The organism is Aquimarina discodermiae, from assembly GCF_040786235.1.
Taxonomy (GTDB): domain Bacteria; phylum Bacteroidota; class Bacteroidia; order Flavobacteriales; family Flavobacteriaceae; genus Aquimarina.
In genome coordinates this window covers 1-21866 of sequence record NZ_JBFMKP010000015.1, presented here as the reverse complement: position 1 = coordinate 21866, position 21866 = coordinate 1, and the positions used below count along the sequence as shown (strand labels likewise).

The window sequence follows — 21866 nt, the reverse complement described above, 5'->3', positions numbered from 1 at the left end:
TTTGATAATTTATTATCTATGACCTGGTAGCTCAGTTGGTAGAGCATCTCCCTTTTAAGGAGAGGGTCCTGGGTTCGAGCCCCAGCCCGGTCACTAAAAAGTATCGTATTTTTGTACGGTACTTTTTTAGTTTTATACTATCTTGTAATGGTATTTATATTGCCCAGGTGCTGGAACTGGTAGACAGGCATGGTTGAGGGCCATGTGTCCATTAGGGCGTGCGGGTTCGACTCCCGCTCTGGGCACAAACCATAACCGTAACACACTAAAAAAGGTGTTTACGGTTTTTTTATTGCTCATTTAGACAACCATTAGAGATAATAGCAACACAATTAGCTGTAGTTTTTTTTAATTACGCACTCTATAAGTAATATTTCTATTGGTAATTACAGTACGTGTTCCTATTGCCAAAGTATATCTTACATTATTAGAAAACGATGTTACACCTATAAAACCATAAACATTACTTCCTAATGAAACAGCATTAAAAATTGGAGTTTCATCGTTAAAAACTCCATCATTATCGGTATCTACCAATAACCTTAAATCTGATGCTGTAATGGTTCCCAATCCGGTAAGGTCAAATCTAATATCTACACTTCCAACATCAACTGTAGCTCCAAATGTATTAACTTCACTTATTCTCCATACTCTATCTAATCTATTAACAATCTTTGCAGGGATATCTGTTGAATTACTGAATAGTAAACTCCCATTATCATGACCCCACATCAAAAACTCATTATTATCTAAATTTCCGGGATTAAGTATTCTCACAATTCCAGTTCCCTGTGAATCTGCATGAAGGTTACTCGCATCCATTCTACCAATACCTGCAACATCAAAATCATAATTACCTGCTGCTATATCGTCTTCATTGTAAACATTTACAGGAATTGAAATACTGGCATATTTGGCGCTTAAATAATTATCCACGATTATTGTTTGTGCAGTATTAAGGCTGTTATTATAAAGTATTACTTCAAAAAAATCTCCACTTGCCTCATCAGCACCAGTAAAATTCCTACCTATTCTATCATATGGTAATCCTGTAGTTGTAGAACCTATATTCAAAACTTGAGTGATGGCATTTACCCTTACATTAAGGTTTGCCGAACCGCTTGTTTTATGATAGGACATTATAGCGTTTTGATTAAATGGGGAATTAATTGTGGTCGTGTAATCGGCTATTCCATATCTCGTAAATCCCACTCTGCCAGTGTTAGACCATTGTTCTACTCTTAATGAAGTTGTTGTATTATCAAATAAAGAATGTGAACTTCCTGTATTAACAGGGGTTGTAACAAAATAGGCACTTGCATTAGAAAAAGTCCCTGTAATTGTACCATTCATAAATTGAGGTGTTGCCAGACTAGAGTTAAAATTAACTGCATTAAAAACTCCAGAAGTATTGTAGGTTGGTCGATTTGCTCCTGCTTGATTAAAGTTATTATTGTTTCCACTAGCATCTGACCATTGGGATATTGCTGTTCCATTTAATGGATTATCAGTAAGATCCCTATCCGCATCAACATCATCAGATCTCAACCATATCATAAGCGAAGAGGTTCCGTCAGAAGTCCCTACACCTCCGGGTCCTGTTTGTGTATATCCAGAAAAAGGATTGACAACAAAAAATGAAAGGCACAAGATGCTGTTTAAAAGAATTTTATGAAGGCATATCATTATAAGGTAATTTATGATAAAAATAAATCTAATTATTCTGAAAATCAACAAACAAACAGTAGTAAAACAAGAGGGTCTTAACAGAAATCTTTCTTTAAAAAGCAAAAAAAGAAGTTGTTCGGTATGAAGGTGTACACCTTATACAGCCGAGCAAGGTTGCAAATAGCATACACTTCTCTAAAGCGTTTTGGGAACTTACACACGGTATGATGTACACAAGAATGAACAGATGAGCGAAGAACAAAACGCCAGACAAAATTTTTGAGATTTTATAACTAAAATACCATCATTAGAGTTAAGGTCGAGGCAATGAGCCTTGATAATACATCTTTACAGGCACATACTGATGGTACTGGTGCTTAAAAAAAGGTAAAAAATCACTATAAAAATGACTATTCTAATCTCATATCACTTTTTCAAATACCACTTATTCCTTTCTCTTGCATATTTCTTATCCCCAAATCGAATAGACCTTGTTAATCTAAATGCTTCTAAAAAAATTGCTTCTATACTTGTTTTTGATTTTGGTTGCTGACAACCATTAAACATAAACACTCCATTGTTTAGAATAATACTATTATTTCTATGATCTATAATTTCGAGATATCCTTTACTAAATGATTTTTGAATGAAATCTTTGATCAGAAGCTGATTAATTTTCATAAGCGACAGGTTTACGGAGTTATTTTTATTCTTATAAAGGGGGGAGAATTCCTATTCAATATAATCAAAATATTTGAGAATTAAGGAGCTAAACAAAAAAATAAAACATATTCTGATCAATTATTAATTCATGGTTACACCTATTAGCCACTAATTTACAGGCAAAACTATTTATACTCCTAAAGCAACTCTAATACCTCCTTTTATTCGTCTTTTAGTAATCTTCATAGCCAACATCTCTTGTTATGTTTACACCTACCTTATTTTTAGGATTTAGCCGCTCATAAACATCATATTCAAATTTACCCTAAATCTGTTTCATTTTTTTTAGAATCGTTCGTATACAGATCACAAAAAATAATTAAATACATATTCTAGCATAAGTTAGTGGTAGAAGCAGAAGACTGGAAGCTTTTTTCTTTGAACATTTTTAAATATTAAAACCAACTTTTCTTCAACAAAAAAGACTGCCAAAAGGCAGTCTTTTTTGTATTTATAAAACTCATTTTTATTCTAACTCATTACTAAGGTTTTTTAAACCATTGATTTCGTTCTCTAATAAACTCATCCTCTCCCAATTTCACAAACCTTGTTAACCTAAAAGCTTCTATAAAAACTGCCTCTATACCCGATTTTGATTTTGGTTGAGTATACCCATTAAATTTAAATACGCCGTTTTCAAGTACTAAAACATTTCTTCTATGATCTGTAATTTGAATATATCCATCATCAAATGACTTCTGTACGTATTCTCTTATTAAACTTTCGTTGATCTTCATTATTTAATCTCAATGTATAAAGCTATCAATCCAATAACCTACACAAATATTACTCAATAAAAATCAATTTCAAAAAATTCTAGTCAAAAACTAACCTCTATTTAGATTAATATTTTATTTTCTCTTATAATTAGAATATTTTCCTTGTATGTTTTACTACACAAATCTTAAAATCCACCATTACCTGCACTATAAAACATCTTAACAAGCATAATTAATACATTACAAAATAAGAGAATCTATTCTTTCCTATTCTAGCAATAATCTATCAAGTGTTTCTCTCACCTTGCTTGTATTCCAATCGGCTGCTCCAACTTTATTTATTACAATTGTTCCATCTTTACCTATCACATAGGTAGTAGGTAGTGATTTTCCTATAAAAGGCTTAGGGGTTTGTGATAAAGACCTATAGATAGGATAATAGTAATTTTTATCTTCCATAAATTTATTAAGCTCTGGATCATCATCCATAGTAATAAAAAGAAAGACTACTTTGTCTTTGTAATCATTGTATAACTTTTGCAATGATGGCATTTCTGCAATACATGGAGGGCACCAGGTAGCCCAATAGTTAATTAACACAACTTTGCCTTTGGCTATATCAAAATTAATTGATTCTGTATTTACTCCATGTAACTTCCAGTCATAGGATGAAACCTTAACCCTCTCCTCAACATTTACCAGACCAGGACTAAAGGAAAAGATTCTTGTTAAGACTATTTGCATCATTCCTCTGGTATTAGGTATAAAAAACAGCACCAAAAGAATTACAAAAACAGTATTAGAAATATTTTTTTTATTGAATTTCATAAGCTGTATAAATAGATTGAATTTATATATGATATGCTTCGCTTTTTTGAACTTTAATATGAACAAATAATACAATCATATAAGACATACAAATGTAAATAAATCAGTCTTTATAGAGCTAAAGGATTACAGAATAAGTTAGGAGTTAAATAAAATAAAGCGCAACCAAATATTGGTTACGCTTTATAAACAAACAACGATTATTATATTTTTATCTAGACACGCTTCCTGTTGGGAAAGATGCTTGATTTACCGAAAAATCGTAACTCACTGGTGCCGTATCTGTTCCTGCCGTACCAACTAATGGTTTTAAAGAAAATGGTGCTGCAGAGTTATCTGGATCAGGTTCTACTGAAATAACTACCGTTTTTTCTCTTACATCCAAAGGAAAGGTTACTCCACTTGGTGCATTTCTAAAAAAGTCCTCTCCTGGTAATTGAGGACCATTTGAAGCTGTCTCGCTAAATCCATCAGCTGCTCCTACATTATCATCTTCTCTATCTCCTGCAACAAACGTTCCTGTAGAAACAGGCACTCCTTCTGATACTACCCAGCCTTCATATTTCCATCCAGCATTAAGAGCTGGTAACGAAAGACTCGCCGTAGGAGGCATTCCTGGAGTACCAAACCATACTCCGTATTGATCATTCATATTATTTGCAGTTTCTGGCGCTTCATCTGTTGGGGTTCTCAAGAAAAAAGATCCAGATGCTTCAGAGAAATCACCTTCTCCTATAGGTCCCAACCCAAGCGTAGCAGTGTTTCCGTCTCCAAAATCTCCGCTTAATAGTTTTGTATCGGCAGGTAAAGGATTAGGATCTGGATTAGGCTCTATACTTAACACAAATGCGGTAGCCGCATTTAATATTTCTGTATTTAGGCTAAATGTCGTTTTAGATAATTCTCCAGAAGCATTTACCGAAAAAGTTCCTGTAGATACGGGTACACCATTTACAATTACCCAACCTTCATACAAATAACCTTCACCCAAATCTTCAAGTCCAGAAAGGTTTAATGTTAAATTAGATTCTGTAATAACATTTCCTGCATCATCATCGTTATTACATGACGCTACAATAAAACTTATTGCGAGTATTCCAAATATTGTTTTTCTTAACATTGCATTTATTTTTATAATTACTAATTACAAAGATAAATGCCATGATATTAATAAACTGTTAGCCAGCTAACATTAGGATTATTTTTAAATCTAATTTCTTTTCGGTTAAAATCTATAATATTTCCCTCTTTTAACTCATTCATGATAATGTTTAAAGTAGGGCGAGAAGTACCTATAAGATTTGCTATATCTTTTTGGGTATAAGGATGCTCAATAACCATATCACCTGTATCGGGGCAACAATGTCCATAATCATCTTTCAATTCATCCAAAAACTCTAAAAGTCTCGTTTTACTATCCTTAAAAAGTAACAATTGCAGTCGCCTTTCTAGGCGTTTAAAACGCATACCAATAAATTTATATATCTTAAGACTAAACTTCTGATTTTCTCTCATTAGCTCTAACATCGTTTCTACCCCAATCGGACATATAGAAGTTCCATTATCTACTGATTGAGCAAACTCTGTTCTTTTATTTTCGCCAAGAATTGCTTTTTCTCCAAAAATCTCTCCTTTCGTCAAAATTGCTTTTACTATTTCCTGACCATCTACAGAATAATACCCAATCTTAACCTTTCCACTCTGTATAAGATACACTTTATTAGCAGAATCTTCTTCAAAATAGATATAATCACTTTTTTTATATTCATTAAAATCGTGACTTTCTCTGTATCTTTTAAATTTATGTGGACACAATAAATTAAAGATATTTGTGTCCTCAAAAAACCAAATTACGCTCATAATAATTATAATTTTGTATTTTCGTTGGTATTAAAATAATGAACACTGAATAACTTCGTACTCTAATAACGACATAACTCACTTAAAAAGTATATCCAGCACTTTCACCGCAACAAAACAATGAACTTGTTATATCATAATGCCCCTTCAAACAGCCTATATTTAAGCCGTATACTTTTCTATATTTTATTTAAAAAACTAAAATACTTTATTAGTTAGTCGTATAATATTGTAAAGCCTAAATTTTTAAGAATCATAAATACACTTTAAATCAAAAATTTAACACTAACCATTCTTATATGTTACAAAACGAAAAAACTATACTTTCAGAAGCAAAGGACTCTCCTTCTTTCATTCATCTATTGCTACCCATTATTTTTTTAACAATATTGATAGTGTATGGTCTTATTATTCAGCCTAGAGTATTTAACCTCCCCGCTTTTCCGCTAGAAATAGTTTTTCTTTTAGCTACTGTATTTTCTTCTGCACACTTAATAGCTCTTGGGTATAGCTGGTCTACAATTCAAAAAGCTATTGTCAATAAATTAGCAAAAGGATTTCCAGCAGTACTTATATTATTTGCCATTGGGATTATTATTGGCACCTGGATTATAGGAGGCACCATTCCTATGTTAATTTACTACGGTATAAAGTTAATCAATCCTAGTTACATGTACATATTAGCTTTTATTGTTCCTATTATTTTTTCTACAATGACTGGTACTTCATGGGGTTCTGTTGGTACCATAGGCGCTGTGATTATTGGAGTTGCGTCTTCTGTTGATGCACATTTAGGAATTACAGCAGGGGCTATAATTGGAGGAGCTTATTTTGGAGACAAAATGTCTCCTTTATCAGATACTACAAACCTGGCGGCAATGGCAGTAGATATAGACTTGTATGAACATATTAAATCTATGATGTATACAACCATACCATCTGCCACAATTGCTGGAATTATTTTTTTTATCATGGGTTTTATCCATCCTCCTGCAAACACAGATATAAATGGGATTCAAATTTCAGAAACACTGAACGCTATAGAAGCTATTTTTGATTTTAATGTTTTTTTATTGATTCCGCCTTTAATCGTACTATATGGATCGATTAGAAAAAAGGCAACCTTACCTATTTTATTATTATCTGCAATTGTATCTTGTTTTCTAGCGCTTATTTTTCAGGATTTTGGAATAAAAGATGTTATGGAAGCATTAAAAAGCGGGTTTAATATTAGCATGGCTCCGTGGGCTGGTGAAGTTCCTAAGGAATTACACAAACTTTTTAATAGAGGTGGGTTGTTCGAACTTAATGAAGTAATCGTTTTCACACTTATGGTGCTCACCTTTATAGGAACTATTGATGTTACTGATGCAATGCCTAAAATTGTAAATCGAGTATTTTCGTTTACCACAACAAAATCTTCTATCATATTATCATCTCTTATTTCTACAGCGTTCACCAATTCGATTACCTCTAATCAAAGTGCTACGAGTTTTATTATAGGAGACGCTTTCAAACGCAGATATGATGAATTTGGGATTTCTAGACGTGTATTATCAAGGTCTATAGAAGATTATGGTACTATGTTAGAAAGTGTTGTCCCATGGACAGCTACCACACTATTCATGTCTACCACATTGGGAGTAGCTTTTGAAGAATACTGGTATTGGCAGTTACTTTCATTAATAAATCTTATTATTGCGCCAACTCTTGCCATATTAGGCATTGGTTGCTTTTATAAAAACAAAAAAAACAAATTATAACTTAGCATTTATTGCTTATCCATTATACATAATAGACATGGACCACAAACACGAATTAGAGACAATGTTGGCTCATCTAGGAGAGGAACGAAGCCAATATCACGGAGCGGTTGTTCCTCCTATATTTCAAAATTCATTATTTACATTTGAAAACTGGGAGGCAATTGACACTGCTTTTGACGACAGGATGGGTAATTTTATTTACTCGAGAGGAAAAAACCCAACAGTAATAGCCGTAGAGCAAAAACTAGCACATATTGCAGGAGGCGAAAAAGCACAATTATTCCCTTCTGGAATGGCAGCTATTTCGGCTTCATGTCTCCATTTTTTAGAGCCTAATGACCATGTAATTGCTATCAAGAATTTATATGGACCTGCTAGTACGTTACTTAAAAGCTACTTGGCTAAAAAAATGAATGTTGAAACCACTTTTGTAACTGGCGAAGACATTAAAGACTTTGAAAATGCGATACGCCCAAATACTAAACTAATATATTTGGAAAGCCCTTCTTCTGTAGTTTTTTCATTGCAGGATATTGAAGCTGTAGCTCAACTTGCTAAAAAAAACAAGATCAAAACAATTATCGATAACACCTGGTCTACTCCTATTTTTCAAAAACCTTTAGAAATGGGTATTGACCTTGAGGTTCATTCATGTTCTAAATATTTTGGTGGACATAGCGATTTGATTGGTGGTGTTGTTATTGGTAAAAAAGAAGATTTGGATAGTATTTTTCTTAATGAATACGAAATGCTTGGTCCAAAAACGGCTCCGATGGAAGCATGGCTATTAATGCGTAGTCTTAGAACATTACCTATGCGCCTAGAGAAACACCAGGAAAATGCAATGGCAGTTGCCAGTTTTCTAGAGAAACATCCTAAAATAACAAGTATTAAATACCCTGGATTACCTAGCTTTCCTCAATACGAATTGGGCAAGAAACAAATGAGTGGCTATGGTGGGCTTATGGCTTTTCAAGTAAAAACGAATGACCTTGATAAAATCAAAACATTTTTTGACACATTAAAAGTATTTCAAAAAGGCGTTGGCTGGGGTGGCCATGAAAGCTTGGTTTATGTACCTGCAATTAGCTACTTAAAAGAATTAGATAAAGATCAATTTGAAGGTATGGGAATATCTTTGGGAGATATTAGAATATCAGTTGGTTTAGAACACAAAAATGACCTTATTAAGGATCTCGAAAATGCCCTGCAAATTATATAAGCAGAATCATATATTTAAACAAAAAAACTCCTTAATACACATGTATTAAGGAGTTTTTATTAGTAAGAAGTTTGTTCTAAACGTTTTGCTTTTTTATCAGGTTCAAAGCTGATCCTTCTTTAAACCACTCTATTTGTGATTCATTATAAGTATGATTTAATTTAATCTCATCTTTTGATCCATCTTCATGAACAATTTCTAAGGTTAATTGCTTTCCTTCTGCAAACACATCTAAATCCAAGAAGTTAAATGTGTCGTTTTCTTGTATTACGTCATAATCATTTTCATTAGCAAATGTAAGTCCAAGCATCCCTTGTTTTTTAAGGTTTGTCTCATGTATTCTTGCAAATGATTTTACAATTACTGCTCGTACCCCTAAATGTCTTGGTTCCATCGCTGCATGTTCTCTAGAAGAACCTTCTCCATAATTATGGTCTCCTACCACAATGGTAGGTACTCCTGCCTTTTTATAAGCTCTTTGTACATTTGGCACCCCATCATATTCTCCTGTAAGTTGACTTTTAATAAAGTTTGTCTTTTTATTATAAGCATTTACAGCTCCGATCAAACAATTATTAGATATATTATCTAAGTGCCCTCTGTAACGCAACCAGGGTCCTGCCATAGAAATGTGGTCTGTTGTACATTTTCCGAAAGCTTTTATCAATAATTTCGCTCCTGTAATGTTCTTACCATCCCATGGTTCAAATGGAGTTAACAATTCTAATCTTTCTGATTTTGGGTCTACTACTACTTCTACTCCAGATCCATCTTCTTCTGGGGCTAGATAACCCGCATCTTCTACCTCAAAACCTTTTGGCGGCAACTCCCATCCCGTTGGCTCATCCAACATCACCTCTTCTCCATTTTCGTTAATTAACTTATCGGTGATAGGATTGAAATCTAAACGTCCCGAAATTGCAACCGCTGCAACCATTTCTGGAGATGCCACAAAAGCATGTGTATTTGGGTTACCGTCAGCACGTTTTGCGAAATTTCTATTAAATGAGTGTATAATCGAATTTTTTTCTTCTTTATCAGCACCTTCTCTGGCCCACTGCCCAATACAAGGTCCACATGCATTTGTAAATATTTTGGCATCCAATTGCTCAAAAATATCCAAAAGACCATCTCTTTCTGCTGTAAAACGTACTTGCTCTGATCCTGGGTTTATTCCAAAATCTGCTTTCGTTTTTAACCCTTTATCCAACGCTTGCTTGGCAATAGATGCAGCTCTGGATAAATCTTCATAAGATGAATTGGTACAAGAACCAATTAATCCCCATTCTACTCTTAGGGGCCAGTCATTGCTCTTTGCTTTTTGAGTCATCTCTCCAACCGGAGTTGCTAAATCTGGTGTAAACGGCCCGTTAACATGTGGTTTTAACTCAGTAAGGTTAATCTCGATTACCTGATCAAAATATTGCTCTGGATTTGCATACACCTCTGCATCACCGGTAAGATGTTCTCTTACCTTATTTGCTTCATCTGCAATATCGGCTCGATCTGTAGCACGTAGATAACGTTCCATAGACTCATCATATCCAAATGTAGATGTGGTTGCTCCTATTTCGGCTCCCATATTACAGATTGTTCCTTTACCGGTACAAGACATTGCTTCTGCTCCGGGTCCAAAATACTCTACTATTGCACCGGTACCACCTTTTACAGTTAAAATACCAGCAACTTTAAGTATCACATCCTTTGGAGCTGTCCATCCATTTAACTTTCCAGTAAGTTTAACTCCGATTAGTTTTGGAAATTTAAGCTCCCACGGCATTCCTGCCATTACATCTACCGCATCTGCTCCTCCAACTCCAATCGCAACCATACCTAATCCACCTGCATTTACCGTATGTGAATCTGTACCGATCATCATACCCCCTGGGAATGCGTAATTTTCTAACACTACTTGATGTATAATTCCAGCACCGGGTTTCCAAAAACCAATACCATATTTATTAGATACTGATTCTAAAAAGTTAAATACTTCATTACTGCTATTTAAAGCTGATTGTAAATCTTTATCTGCGCCAACCTTTGCTTGTATTAAATGATCACAGTGCACCGTTGTTGGTACCGCAACTCTATCTTTTCCAGCCTGCATAAATTGCAACAATGCCATTTGGGCTGTTGCATCCTGACATGCTATTCGATCAGGAGCAAAATCCACATAATCTTTACCTCTCTTAAAAGCTTCTGTTGCCTTTTCTTCCCATAAATGTGAATATAAAATTTTCTCTGCTAGTGTTAAGGGTTTTCCAGTTAATTCGCGTGCCGCTTCTACACGTGTCGCTATCTGACTGTAGACCTTTTTTATCATATTGATATCAAATGCCATATACTATTTTTTTGTTATGAAAGTCCTACGAAAATACGAATTTTAAACCACTTTAAAGCAGCGAATATGGGTTCTGGTTTCTTTTTACATAATTGAAAAAAATAAGGGGGCTAAAATATCAAAATCTATAATTTAATGATTACAATTATGGTAATTTCCTAAAAAAATGCTTAAGAAAATCACATCCAATTCTGAAGAATATCGAAAACGTTATTGTAATTCGTTAAAAATCATCGATGAAAAGCAATATTTTTACTTTATACAACATAAAAAGTGAAGCTTTCACACTTCACTTTATTGCATAAAATCACTATTCTATGATTTGCTTATTTTTTCTTTCCTTTTCTTTTATGAAGCCCTTCAAATAACTTTAATTGTTCTTCATTCAAAGTAGACTTAAACTTTTCTCTTTCTATTTTCATTTCTTCTCTATGTTCTTTTTTCATCTTTTTCTGTCGTTCATCAAAAGTTGGTTTTAAAGCTTTTCGTTTTCCTTTTTTTGATAAATCTTCATTATTAACTATCGACAATTGTTCTTGAGTAAATGTTTGCTTAAACTCTTTTCGATGGTTAATTTTCAACTCTTTTAAGTCTTTTAGCTTGTTTTTTTGGCTTTCTGATAAACTCTGAAAAAACTCTTTTTTTTGTTTTCTATGAGATTGTCTTTCTTCTTTTGATTGATGTTGAGCAGATACAATGCTTACGCATAAAATAAAAATGCTCATTATTATATTTTTCATGTCTTCTTTTTAAAAAATTATCTATATCATTTTAGAACGTTCTATATATATGACCCTAATTTTTTAAAATGGTTTAATCTTCTTTTAGAAATAAAAAAGTGCTGGTATTTTACCCTCAACATTTTGGATAAAATACCAGCACTTGTATGCATTATATATTTTAATTTAAAAAATAATCTAAACTATTTTTAAAACAAGCTTTTAATTATTTCTTCTATACTTATATTTTCTGCCTCAGCTTTATAATTTTTGATCATCCTATGTCTTAGTATTCCCATAGCAACAGCCTGAACATCTTCTATATCTGGTGAAAACTTACCTCGAATTGCTGCATTGGATTTGGCTGCTAGTATTAAGTTTTGAGAAGCTCTTGGTCCTGCTCCCCAATCAATATAATTATTTACTAGTTCTGTAGCAAATTCTCCATTGGGTCTTGTTTTTCCAACCAAACCAACCGCATATTCAACCACATTATCAGCAACAGGAATTCGTCTTACAAGGTGCTGAAAATCTATAATTTCTTGTGCTGTAAATAGTGCATTTACCTTTGTTGTTACATCGGTAGTTGTACTTTTTACTACTTCTACTTCTTCTTGAAAACTAGGATATTTTAATTCTATTGCAAACATAAAACGATCCAATTGAGCTTCTGGCAAAGGATATGTACCTTCTTGTTCTATTGGGTTTTGAGTCGCCAAAACAAAATATGGAAGATCTAACTTATAATGATGCCCCGCAACTGTCACAGCTCGTTCTTGCATAGCTTCTAAAAGTGCCGCCTGGGTCTTTGGAGGAGTTCTATTTATCTCATCTGCCAAAACAATGTTAGAAAAAATAGGGCCTTTAATAAACTTAAAATGTCTTGTCTCATCCAGGATTTCACTACCTAATATATCACTTGGCATCAAATCTGGTGTAAACTGTATTCTTTTAAAATCAAGTCCTAAAGCCTGAGAAATGGTATTAACCATCAACGTTTTGGCCAAACCTGGGACACCGATTAATAATGCATGACCTCCTGAAAAAATAGAAAGAAGTATCTGATCGATAACTTTTTCCTGGCCAATAATTACTTTAGAAATTTCTTTTTTAAGTTCTGAGTGCTTTTTTACAAGCCTCTCAATAGCCGCTACGTCGTCTGACATATTATTTAACTTTTTTTAACCAGTTACCACTATATTCACAGTCTCTATATTCTCCGTTCACTTTTATATATGTATCCTTTATTTTTTCATTTTGCCATTTTCGAATTGCATTAATCTGCTTTTTCTTAAGAGCTAATTCTTGTATTTTAAGGTAATCTTTTGCATAGTCTGCTACATGTTCATCATATCTATTAAGTACCGTTATTAATTTGAATTTTTTTCGACCCTGACGGTCTTGATCAGGAATCACCAAAGAAACTTCATTTGTTTTTAACTTGGACACTTGATCATACAATATAGGGTCAATTTTTGTAAGTTCAAAATGAGTATCTCCTGTTGTTGGATTAAGTAGCTGACCTCCATCTTCTTTTGTTTCTTTTTCATGACTAAACTGTCTGGCAGCCTCTTTAAACTCTATACTACCTGACACTATACTCGAACGTAATGAATCAATTAATTTTTTAGCTTCTATGACTGTCTCTCTGGTTACTTCTGGAATTAACAAAATATGACGTACATCTATTTCTTCTCCTCTTATCTTATCCACCTTCAATAAATGCCAACCAAAATCCGTCTTAAAAGGTTCACTTACCTCTCCTTCCTGTAAACTAAAGGCTATGTCTTTAAACTCTCTAGCAAAAGGAGTTTTGCGATCCATTGTATACTTACCTCCTGTTGATTTTGATCCTGGATCTTGAGAATACAATACCGCTTTGGTGGCAAAACTACTACCATTCTCCACAATATCTTCTCGGAACTGATTTAATCTATCGATTACTTTTTGTTCTTCTTCTTTTGGTATTTCTGGTTCTATTACAATTTGAGCCATTTCTATTTCTGCTCCAAAAAGAGGTCTTTCGTCTTCAGGAATTTCATCAAAGAATTCTCGTACTTCATCTGGAGTAACCTCTACTGCTTCAACGATCTTGGTACGCATAAGTTCTGACAGACGGTTTGCTTTATTAATTTCGAACAGTTCTTTCTTAAATTCTGCTAAATCGTCTTTCTTATAAAACTTTAATACTTTCTCTAAGCTTCCCAACTCATTAGTCATATAGTTTAACTGCTGATCTACCATAGAGCTAATTTCTACATCTCTTACCTCAACACTATCCTGAACAGCATGATGGGCGTATAACTTATTTTCAAACAAACTACCTGCAAGTTCACAACGACTCACATCTGTTGTAGAAACTCCTTCACTAATCAATTGTTTATATGCAACCTCAATATCGCTTCCTAAAATCACATTTTCACCTATTACAGCAGCCACACCATCAATCTTTAATCTCTGAAATGGTTCCTTTTTAATAGGCTTTGCCTCTACTATGCTATCATTAACCTTGGCTATTTCTTTAATTTGTGTAGAATCCTGAGTTACTTCTTCAATAATCTCCTGTGCATAAAATTGTGCACCTATATTAAGTAAAAACAGGGCACATAGTATAGTAGTTTTATTCATAAACCTCAAATTGTTTGTTCTCAACTGCATCTCTTGTAATGTCTTTTTCTATTTTTTTTATCAACTCCAACTTTCTCTTATTCAATATAATCTGTCTAATAGTAGGCTTTATATATTCTAATGGCGCTGTTTCATTTAATCTTAACAAATCCATTACTTTAATCATATATAATCCACTCGAATCTTGCAATTGGGTATACTCACCTTTTTCAAGAAATTTTGTTTTTGGTTGTGTTTTTAAAATCGGTATTTTATTTACTACCTGACTTAACTTTACCCAAACAGAATCATTAAAAGAATATCCTAGATAATCCAATTTTTTATCCATTAATTCTTCAACATCCTCTTCTTTAAAACGATCCAATTGTCTCTTCGTTGCAATTATATTTTTATAATTTGATGGCAAATGTAAGTAACGTAATTTTACTAATTCCTCATTGAGATTAAAATTTTTTAAATTTTGATCATAATATGATTCAAAATCCTCCTGTTTAATCTCCATATTAATAGATTTATTGATCACAGCATTCTTATATGCATTGACATAAAGTGTGCTTTGATAACTCTCTACCAAATCATCAAACGCTCTAATTTCTGCTTCGGAAAGGTTGAGTTTTGCCTGATATATAAATAACTGTTGAGTAGCCCAAGTGTTTATATAATTTGCTACAATACTGGCGCTATCTTTTTTTGGAGTATTTTGAGGAACTATATCCTTTAAATCTTCTTTATAGAGATAGGTATTATTAACTCTTGCCACTACTTCCTTATCCATTTGTCCTTTAAAGTTCTGACAAGAGACGATTATAGATAATAACAATAGTGCGATATAATATTTCATGTGTTTATACGATTGTTTTAAATGTCACATGGAACCTGCCAAAGAATCATTATTGGTATGTATCAAAAAGCTTGTTATTGTTTGTTTCATTTATATAGATAATTCTTTTTTAACTCTTTTAAGTGTTTTATCATTCACTTCTACAGAGTACTTTACTTTTAGAGCATCAAGCCATTGATTTTCTATACTTTCTTGAAAATCATTTATTACAGCTCCTTTAGTTTCTTCAAAAGTTTTAATTCTAGAAGGTAATACTTCTTTTACCATTATCAAAGTTCTAAAATTTTCTTCTTCTGTTATGGTCATCTTTCCTTTTTCTGCCAAAAAATCTTTAGGTAATGTGGTATCACCTTTTATTAAGCTTTCCTCAGAAAAAAGTACCACAGCACTATTACTATTTATTTCTCTTTTAATCTCATCAACAGATTTACTTTTTAACAACAACTGCTGTACTTTATCAATGGCTTCAGATTTTGACGAAGAGGCTTTCACTATTTTATAAGTTTCATCTTGAGCGTATTTTTCTTTTTGGCTTTCATAATACTTTTTAAGGCCAATCGAATCTGTTTTTGAAACATTCCAAATTTTAGATTCCATAAGATCAAACAGCAATAACCCATCTCTATATTCTTCAAGAATATTTGCATAATCCGAATTATCTTCTTCGAGGTGTTCTTCATAATATTTTAATAAGGTTGAAGATTCGAATTTGGTATACATCCTATCTATATAAGCCGATATATCTTCATTAGGCTCCTTATTACGCTTATTAGCATCTAAAAACTCTGCAAAGTCATTGTACAAATACTTTTTTTTCTTGAGCGCGAAAATCTCTTTTTTCATTTGCTTTTCTTTTCGAAAATCCCATGATGACTCAAAAAAGTTAGACGGCACAGCGGTCTTAAAGAAAGAAATTGCCTTTTCATTTTTATCCAGGGTATACTTTTCTTTAAGTGAGTTTATAAAAGAAGTGGTTACCAACTTTGAACGACTATCTCTTTCTACTTTTTGAGTTAGCTCTGCTCTTTGTTCTTCAAAAGTTCTTGGTAAATGCTTTTCTATAAGCTGAATAATATGCCACCCAAATTTAGTTTGAATGGGTAATGATAGTTCATCTCTTTCCTTTAATGAAAATGCTGTTTCTTCAAACTTCTTAGAATTAAGTGCTCCCTGCGCAAAACGTCTAATTTTCCCACCATCTATAGCTGTACTGGGATCATCACTATATTGCTTTGCCAAAGAAGCAAAAGAAACTCCTTGTTTTAGTTGTTGCTGAATCTCTTTGATTCTATTTTCTGCAGCTTCAGAAGTACGTTTATCATTTATAGCTACCATAATATGAGCTACCGTTACTTCTCCTAGCTTTTTTTGTTTTTCATTAACCTTTACAATATGATAACCAAATTGGGTTCTAAAAGGAGCAGAAACCTCTCCTATTTTGGTATTATATGCTGCACTTTCAAAAGGGTATACCATTCTAAACACAGAAAACCACCCTAAGTTTCCTTTATTTTGTGCAGCCGATGGATCTTGACTAAACGTTTTTGCTAACATCTCAAAAGGTTCTCCTTGATCAATTTTATTTTTAATATCTACAATTTCCTGATATGCCTTAAGGGTATCTTGCGGAGTAGCATTGGGAGTAACTCTTATCAAAATATGACTTGCATTAATTTGCTCTTTTGATCGCTCATAGGATTCTTTTACTAATGCTTCAGAAGTTTGGGTATCGGTAAGATATCCTTTTGACAACTGTTTTTTATACCCCTCTAATTCTCTTAGATACGTATCTTTTTTATCTAACCCTAACCGTTTTGCTTCTTTAAGTTTTAATTTATAATTAATATACAAATCCAGGTACTTATCTACATCTTTTTGTGCATCATCTTTTACCAAATCTATATTTTTTAGATATACCCGTTTAAATTCTGACATATACACGGGTGATTCATCTATCGTAAACAATACTTCTTTTTTTTCCTGTGCATGTAGAAATGAAAAAAGAAAACTTCCTAAAATAAGCAATAATGATTTCGTGTGCATGATTTTTATTTGATAAGGTCCAAAACCGGACAAAAATAATAATATTATAATGTTTTACAAGCTCCTGTAGTAACGAAACAAATACCGCTTATAGTATTTGTTTTAGAAATTTTTATGATATCTTCTGTAGGTACAATCTTATATTTCATAGATATATTCAAAAAACACAAACTGAATCACTTTACGATCTATAAAAACAAAAAAAATGTAATACTTCTTATATCACTTTTTATACAATACAATTTATCATAATTTTGACAACTAACCTCATTTAAAAGAATAATATTTTGGAACGAAAACTAAAACTTATCTGGGATTTTAGAGGGCCCTCAGGACATCAAACTGCGTTACATCATGAAATACACCTCAAAGAGTACATTTCAATAAAAAAATTATCGTTGAATCTCACAGGAGTTCAAGAATTATCTGATGTACATAGCATAGCTTATATGATTGTTACGGACTCTGAAATGAAGGGTGTGCGCGATGCTTTAAAACCACATAGAGGTCAACTTTTTGAACAATAGATTACAAAAAACATAATTCATGGCATGCATATTGTCTTAGACCTTATATATTTGTAAAAAACAAAATAAATCACATGAGAAAGATTATAATTACACTTCTTATATTAGTAGTAAGTTTTCAGGTAAACGCACAATCAAAAACAGGAACAATAGACACAGAGTTCATTCTTTCTAAAATGCCCGAGTTACCAAAAGCCCAAGAAGATTTAAAGGCTTATAATGCAAAACTTGAAGCAGAACTTAAAATAAAGGTTGATGCATATCAGGCCAAAGTAAAAGAGTACCAAGAGAAAGTAACGAGCTTTACAGAGCCTATGAAAAAAACTAAGCAAGAAGAAATTATTGCTTTGGAACAAGAAATAGCGAAATTTCGTCAAAACGGAACACAATTGGTTCAAATAGAGCAAAATAAACTATTACAACCATTGTATCAAAAAATCGGAAAAGCTCTGGAAGAGATTGCTAAAGCCGAAAAATACACACAGGTGTTTACCATTAGTAATAGTGGTCTAGCTTATATTGATCCTAACTATGACCTTACAAAAACTGTAATGACCAAACTAGGTATTAAGGTTGAAGAAGTGAAAAAATAAGAACAAAGAATTATCAATATACTAAAAGAGCCGTACAATATTGTACGGCTCTTTTAGTATATTATATAGAGTATTTATTTATCTTCTACTATAATTTGGTGCTTCTTTGGTTATCGTAACATCATGGGGGTGACTTTCGTTTATTCCACTTGCAGTAATTTTTACAAATCTCCCTGTTTCTTTAAGTGTTGCAATATCTTTGGCTCCACAATATCCCATACCTGCTCTCAATCCACCTATGAATTGATGTATACTTTCGAACAAATCTCCTTTGTATGCTACACGTCCAACAATTCCTTCTGGAACCAATTTTTTAATATCATCTTCTACATCCTGGAAATATCTATCTTTTGAGCCTTTTTTCATAGCTTCTACAGATCCCATACCTCTATAGGTTTTGAATTTTCTACCTTCATAGATTACTGTTTCTCCAGGAGATTCTTTTGTTCCTGCCAACAAAGAACCTAACATTACAGTATCGGCTCCTGCTGCAATTGCTTTAGGAATATCTCCTGTATATCTAATTCCTCCATCTGCGATAACAGGAACTCCTGTTCCTTTAATTGCATTTGCTACTTCTAATACTGCAGAAAACTGAGGAAACCCTACTCCTGCAACTACTCTAGTAGTACAAATAGAACCTGGTCCAATACCTACTTTTACCGCATCTGCTCCTGCTTCTACCAAGTATTTTGCTGCTTCAGGCGTTGCTATATTACCAACCACCACATCTAATTCTGGAAATTTGGATTTCACGTTCTTTAGTACCTCAACCACTCCTTTTGTATGTCCATGTGCAGTATCAATTACAACAGCATCAACTCCTGCATCAACCAGTGCTTGGGCTCTATCAACAGCATCACCGGTAACTCCTATTGCCGCTGCAACACGAAGACGTCCTAAACGATCCTTATTAGCCATTGGTTTTAGAGTTAGTTTTGTAATATCTCTAAAGGTGATTAAACCAACCAATGTATTCTCTTTATCAACAACAGGTAACTTTTCTATTTTATTATCTTGCAAAATAACTTCTGCTTGTTGCAATGATGTACCTTCTCCTACTGTTACCAGGTTTTCACTGGTCATAACTTCTGAAATAGGTCGTTGATCATTTTTCTCGAAACGAAGATCTCTATTAGTAACAATACCAATCAATTTACGATTGTCATCAACAATTGGTATCCCACCAATGCTATGTTCTCTCATATTATTCTTGGCATCAATCACTTTGGCATCTAATGGCAACGTTACCGGGTCGATAATCATACCACTCTCTGCACGTTTAACTTTACGCACTTTGATTGCTTGCTCTTCGATAGTCATGTTTTTATGTAATACTCCTATACATCCTTCCTGAGCCATAGCAATTGCCATTCTACTTTCTGTTACTGTATCCATTGCGGCAGAAACTATAGGAACATTAAGTGTTATATTTCTTGTAAACTTGGCTTGTATACTTACTTCTCTAGGAAGTATTTCAGAATACGAAGGGACTAAAAGAACATCGTCATAGGTTAAACCTTCTCCAACGATTTTGGAATCATGTGCAGTCATAGCAATTAAAAATTTAATTGCGTGCAAATATACGTTTATTTTTTACAGAATACCCGATGGACTGGCGTTTATTTAGTAATAAAACTATGTTAAACTATTTTTTCATACATAAAAGCTTTCTAATTCAGAAAGTAACACAAAAATTGTCTTTAACAAGAAACCCAAAAACTACAACCTATAATATCATCTATCATACGGCCCAAAAAGAATCAAGGGGGAATGTCCCCTATCAAAATCGGTGTTTTTCCTCTATTATAATACTATTGTATGCACTACTTTTGAAATAACAAAACAAACAAATTAATTCAAACACCATATTGACAGATGTTGGTTTCTCATAAAATAGAAAGTTATAGTTTACAAATTGTCAGCAATTATGCTGGTGGGGGTGGATATCAAATTGGTTTTTTGTACCTATACGGAAATGATCAAAAAATTCTTGGGTATCTTGGTATTATTAAAGACGGAAAGACCTTACCACAAAACAGGCAATATAGTAATACCACTCTCGCTATTTATTTTCATGAGGCCGAATTACAGCATATTCTTGAAACCCTTAAAAACGAAAGTCCTGTATCTATAAAATTTAATACAAAATCTAAATGGGGCGCTATAGAAACAGGCAAAGAAACGGTAGGCATTGGGGAGCTTGCCGCATAGTATCCAGAAGATCTGAAAAGACTAAAATACCTCTACTCTCTCAATAAGTACATGGGCCAACCAGTAATGAGAGTTCTATAAAAATACAAATTGTGAAAAATGTAATTGGTTCGCAATCTGGTGATAGTGGAAGTGTACTTGTGAAATGGTATCCACAGTTTTTTTCAGATCTTTTGAATACTTTTTCTTTTAGACCATAACTAACTTAAAAGACTACAAAAAATCAATTTTGAAAAAAAACGGGGTAGATATAACTATCTACCCCGCTTAAAGGTGGTTTACGTTTAGTTATAAAAGAATACAATTATAACTAAGGCGCAAATATAAGATTTATCTTACAAAATAAATAACCTCATCTTTTTCTTCCTTGCACTTAAGAAAAACTAACTAAAGGTTACTCTGTCAAATTATATCTAACATAATGAAGTTTCATTCCATTCATTGTTAGAATAAGTGTGTTCATGTTTAGTTTAAACGCTAAACATATTTCTGTTCCTCCTTGATTTGGAGTAGCTTTTAAGCAAAGAGAATTATCTTTGATAGACCAATATCTTTTTAGAGGATCTCCTATAGATTTTTCTAGTGCGGTTCCATCAGCATTTAATTCTATATAAGTATCGGGGTCTCCATCCATAATCCATTTACCAATTAATTTTTCCTTGGTGTCTTGAAAAGAAGAATTAAAATGATCTACGGTATTTTGAGGATGATTTGGTGTACTTTTAAATCCAGCAAATACGAAAGCTAGAATACTAATGACGATAATATTATGTTTGGCTCGCATAACTTGTATGTTTTAATAGGTTAAATTTAATGATTTTTTATCTTTACTAGATATACTATTTACGCATAGTTCTTTTTTTGGTTAATAATTTCATGAATATCTCCTAATGGTTACAATCATTATCATAGACATTTAAATTTCAAAAACAACCTCAAAGAGTCCTATATACTTGAGGTTTCAAGGTTTTCAACCTCCTATTCTATATTTTCATTTCTTTTATAAAACATTGATTTTACTACTAAAGAAAAATACATATCTTAACTTTATAGGGTGTACGACAAATTTCCCTTAAGCCGCATTTTTTGATAATTGTTTGATTCTATGTTCTTGTTTGCTTTTGTATACTACTCTAAGCTGCGCCATTTGTTGAAACCCTTTCATTGTCCATCG

General features: G+C 33.0%; 19 protein-coding genes and 2 tRNA genes. 7 read left to right on the top strand and 14 right to left on the bottom strand.

Annotation, left to right across the window (positions count from 1 at the left end; translation table 11 throughout):
* Window positions 1-20 precede the first annotated feature (20 nt).
* A tRNA-Lys gene (locus ABW636_RS10970) sits at window positions 21-93 on the top strand.
* 68 nt (window positions 94-161) lie between these two features.
* Window positions 162-245 (top strand) — tRNA-Leu (locus tag ABW636_RS10965).
* Window positions 246-348: 103 nt separating this feature from the next.
* Here the strand turns inward: ABW636_RS10965 and ABW636_RS10960 are convergent.
* The 6 genes from ABW636_RS10960 to ABW636_RS10935 form a co-directional block, all read right to left on the bottom strand.
* Complete coding sequence (locus ABW636_RS10960) at window positions 349-1650, bottom strand: DUF8202 domain-containing protein (RefSeq protein WP_367590036.1); 1302 nt, start codon at window positions 1648-1650, stop codon at window positions 349-351.
* Window positions 1651-2094: 444 nt separating this feature from the next.
* The gene (locus ABW636_RS10955) at window positions 2095-2349 is read right to left on the bottom strand and encodes a hypothetical protein (RefSeq protein WP_367590035.1); all 255 of its coding nucleotides are present in this window, start codon (window positions 2347-2349) and stop codon (window positions 2095-2097) included.
* Window positions 2350-2873: 524 nt separating this feature from the next.
* Window positions 2874-3128: a hypothetical protein gene (locus ABW636_RS10950; protein ID WP_367590033.1), complete on the bottom strand. Its 255-nt coding sequence runs from the start codon at window positions 3126-3128 to the stop codon at window positions 2874-2876.
* Window positions 3129-3377: 249 nt separating this feature from the next.
* A complete protein-coding gene (locus ABW636_RS10945) occupies window positions 3378-3938 on the bottom strand; it encodes a TlpA family protein disulfide reductase (protein ID WP_367590032.1) in 561 nt (186 codons plus the stop codon).
* Window positions 3939-4149: 211 nt separating this feature from the next.
* Window positions 4150-5058, bottom strand: a complete 909-nt coding sequence (locus ABW636_RS10940) for a hypothetical protein (RefSeq protein WP_367590031.1) — start codon at window positions 5056-5058, stop codon at window positions 4150-4152.
* 47 nt (window positions 5059-5105) lie between these two features.
* Complete coding sequence (locus ABW636_RS10935; RefSeq protein ID WP_367590030.1) at window positions 5106-5798, bottom strand: Crp/Fnr family transcriptional regulator; 693 nt, start codon at window positions 5796-5798, stop codon at window positions 5106-5108.
* Between the two features lie 299 nt (window positions 5799-6097).
* Between ABW636_RS10935 and nhaC the strand changes: the two genes are divergently transcribed.
* Both nhaC and ABW636_RS10925 read left to right on the top strand, forming a co-directional pair.
* A complete protein-coding gene (gene nhaC / locus ABW636_RS10930; RefSeq protein ID WP_367590029.1) occupies window positions 6098-7561 on the top strand; it encodes a Na+/H+ antiporter NhaC in 1464 nt (487 codons plus the stop codon).
* A gap of 37 nt (window positions 7562-7598) precedes the next feature.
* Window positions 7599-8786, top strand: a complete 1188-nt coding sequence (locus ABW636_RS10925; protein WP_367590028.1) for a trans-sulfuration enzyme family protein — start codon at window positions 7599-7601, stop codon at window positions 8784-8786.
* A 76-nt stretch (window positions 8787-8862) separates the two neighbouring features.
* Here the strand turns inward: ABW636_RS10925 and ABW636_RS10920 are convergent, their stop codons facing one another.
* The 6 genes from ABW636_RS10920 to ABW636_RS10895 form a co-directional block, all read right to left on the bottom strand.
* Complete coding sequence (locus tag ABW636_RS10920) at window positions 8863-11127, bottom strand: aconitate hydratase (protein WP_367590027.1); 2265 nt, start codon at window positions 11125-11127, stop codon at window positions 8863-8865.
* A 326-nt stretch (window positions 11128-11453) separates the two neighbouring features.
* Entirely contained in the window at window positions 11454-11867 is a 414-nt protein-coding gene (locus ABW636_RS10915) for a hypothetical protein (RefSeq protein ID WP_367590026.1), read from the bottom strand.
* Between the two features lie 188 nt (window positions 11868-12055).
* Window positions 12056-13012: an AAA family ATPase gene (locus ABW636_RS10910; protein ID WP_367590025.1), complete on the bottom strand. Its 957-nt coding sequence runs from the start codon at window positions 13010-13012 to the stop codon at window positions 12056-12058.
* Between the two features lies 1 nt (window position 13013).
* Entirely contained in the window at window positions 13014-14474 is a 1461-nt protein-coding gene (locus ABW636_RS10905; protein ID WP_367590024.1) for a peptidylprolyl isomerase, read from the bottom strand.
* Entirely contained in the window at window positions 14467-15315 is an 849-nt protein-coding gene (locus ABW636_RS10900; RefSeq protein ID WP_367590023.1) for a peptidyl-prolyl cis-trans isomerase, read from the bottom strand. The genes ABW636_RS10905 and ABW636_RS10900 overlap by 8 nt, the downstream gene beginning before the upstream one ends.
* 90 nt (window positions 15316-15405) lie before the next feature.
* A complete protein-coding gene (locus tag ABW636_RS10895; protein WP_367590022.1) occupies window positions 15406-17358 on the bottom strand; it encodes a peptidylprolyl isomerase in 1953 nt (650 codons plus the stop codon).
* Window positions 17359-17645: 287 nt separating this feature from the next.
* Between ABW636_RS10895 and ABW636_RS10890 the strand changes: the two genes are divergently transcribed.
* Both ABW636_RS10890 and ABW636_RS10885 read left to right on the top strand, forming a co-directional pair.
* The gene (locus ABW636_RS10890) at window positions 17646-17885 is read left to right on the top strand and encodes a hypothetical protein (protein WP_367590021.1); all 240 of its coding nucleotides are present in this window, start codon (window positions 17646-17648) and stop codon (window positions 17883-17885) included.
* Window positions 17886-17959: 74 nt separating this feature from the next.
* Complete coding sequence (locus ABW636_RS10885) at window positions 17960-18478, top strand: OmpH/Skp family outer membrane protein (protein WP_367590020.1); 519 nt, start codon at window positions 17960-17962, stop codon at window positions 18476-18478.
* Window positions 18479-18556: 78 nt separating this feature from the next.
* On the opposite strand, the gene guaB is transcribed toward ABW636_RS10885, so the two are convergent.
* A complete protein-coding gene (gene guaB, locus ABW636_RS10880) occupies window positions 18557-20032 on the bottom strand; it encodes an IMP dehydrogenase (protein WP_367590019.1) in 1476 nt (491 codons plus the stop codon).
* Window positions 20033-20356: 324 nt separating this feature from the next.
* Between guaB and ABW636_RS10875 the strand changes: the two genes are divergently transcribed.
* Window positions 20357-20692, top strand: coding sequence for a hypothetical protein (locus ABW636_RS10875; RefSeq protein ID WP_367590018.1), 336 nt, complete (start codon window positions 20357-20359; stop codon window positions 20690-20692).
* 394 nt (window positions 20693-21086) lie between these two features.
* Here ABW636_RS10875 and ABW636_RS10870 read toward each other — a convergent pair whose 3' ends face one another.
* Window positions 21087-21476, bottom strand: coding sequence for a lipocalin-like domain-containing protein (locus ABW636_RS10870; protein WP_367590017.1), 390 nt, complete (start codon window positions 21474-21476; stop codon window positions 21087-21089).
* Between the last annotated feature and the right edge of the window lie 390 nt (window positions 21477-21866).

Coding starts and splice junctions, on each gene's coding strand:
- ABW636_RS10945 (WP_367590032.1), bottom strand. CDS start 3,938: ATGAAATTCAATAAAAAAAATATTTCTAATACTGTTTTTGTAATTCTT.
- ABW636_RS10955 (WP_367590035.1), bottom strand. CDS start 2,349: ATGAAAATTAATCAGCTTCTGATCAAAGATTTCATTCAAAAATCATTT.
- nhaC (WP_367590029.1), top strand. CDS start 6,098: ATGTTACAAAACGAAAAAACTATACTTTCAGAAGCAAAGGACTCTCCT.
- ABW636_RS10910 (WP_367590025.1), bottom strand. CDS start 13,012: ATGTCAGACGACGTAGCGGCTATTGAGAGGCTTGTAAAAAAGCACTCA.
- ABW636_RS10905 (WP_367590024.1), bottom strand. CDS start 14,474: ATGAATAAAACTACTATACTATGTGCCCTGTTTTTACTTAATATAGGT.
- ABW636_RS10885 (WP_367590020.1), top strand. CDS start 17,960: ATGAGAAAGATTATAATTACACTTCTTATATTAGTAGTAAGTTTTCAG.
- ABW636_RS10870 (WP_367590017.1), bottom strand. CDS start 21,476: ATGCGAGCCAAACATAATATTATCGTCATTAGTATTCTAGCTTTCGTA.
- ABW636_RS10915 (WP_367590026.1), bottom strand. CDS start 11,867: ATGAAAAATATAATAATGAGCATTTTTATTTTATGCGTAAGCATTGTA.
- ABW636_RS10940 (WP_367590031.1), bottom strand. CDS start 5,058: ATGTTAAGAAAAACAATATTTGGAATACTCGCAATAAGTTTTATTGTA.
- ABW636_RS10900 (WP_367590023.1), bottom strand. CDS start 15,315: ATGAAATATTATATCGCACTATTGTTATTATCTATAATCGTCTCTTGT.
- ABW636_RS10950 (WP_367590033.1), bottom strand. CDS start 3,128: ATGAAGATCAACGAAAGTTTAATAAGAGAATACGTACAGAAGTCATTT.
- ABW636_RS10895 (WP_367590022.1), bottom strand. CDS start 17,358: ATGCACACGAAATCATTATTGCTTATTTTAGGAAGTTTTCTTTTTTCA.
- ABW636_RS10925 (WP_367590028.1), top strand. CDS start 7,599: ATGGACCACAAACACGAATTAGAGACAATGTTGGCTCATCTAGGAGAG.
- ABW636_RS10920 (WP_367590027.1), bottom strand. CDS start 11,127: ATGGCATTTGATATCAATATGATAAAAAAGGTCTACAGTCAGATAGCG.
- guaB (WP_367590019.1), bottom strand. CDS start 20,032: ATGACTGCACATGATTCCAAAATCGTTGGAGAAGGTTTAACCTATGAC.
- ABW636_RS10935 (WP_367590030.1), bottom strand. CDS start 5,798: ATGAGCGTAATTTGGTTTTTTGAGGACACAAATATCTTTAATTTATTG.
- ABW636_RS10875 (WP_367590018.1), top strand. CDS start 20,357: ATGTTGGTTTCTCATAAAATAGAAAGTTATAGTTTACAAATTGTCAGC.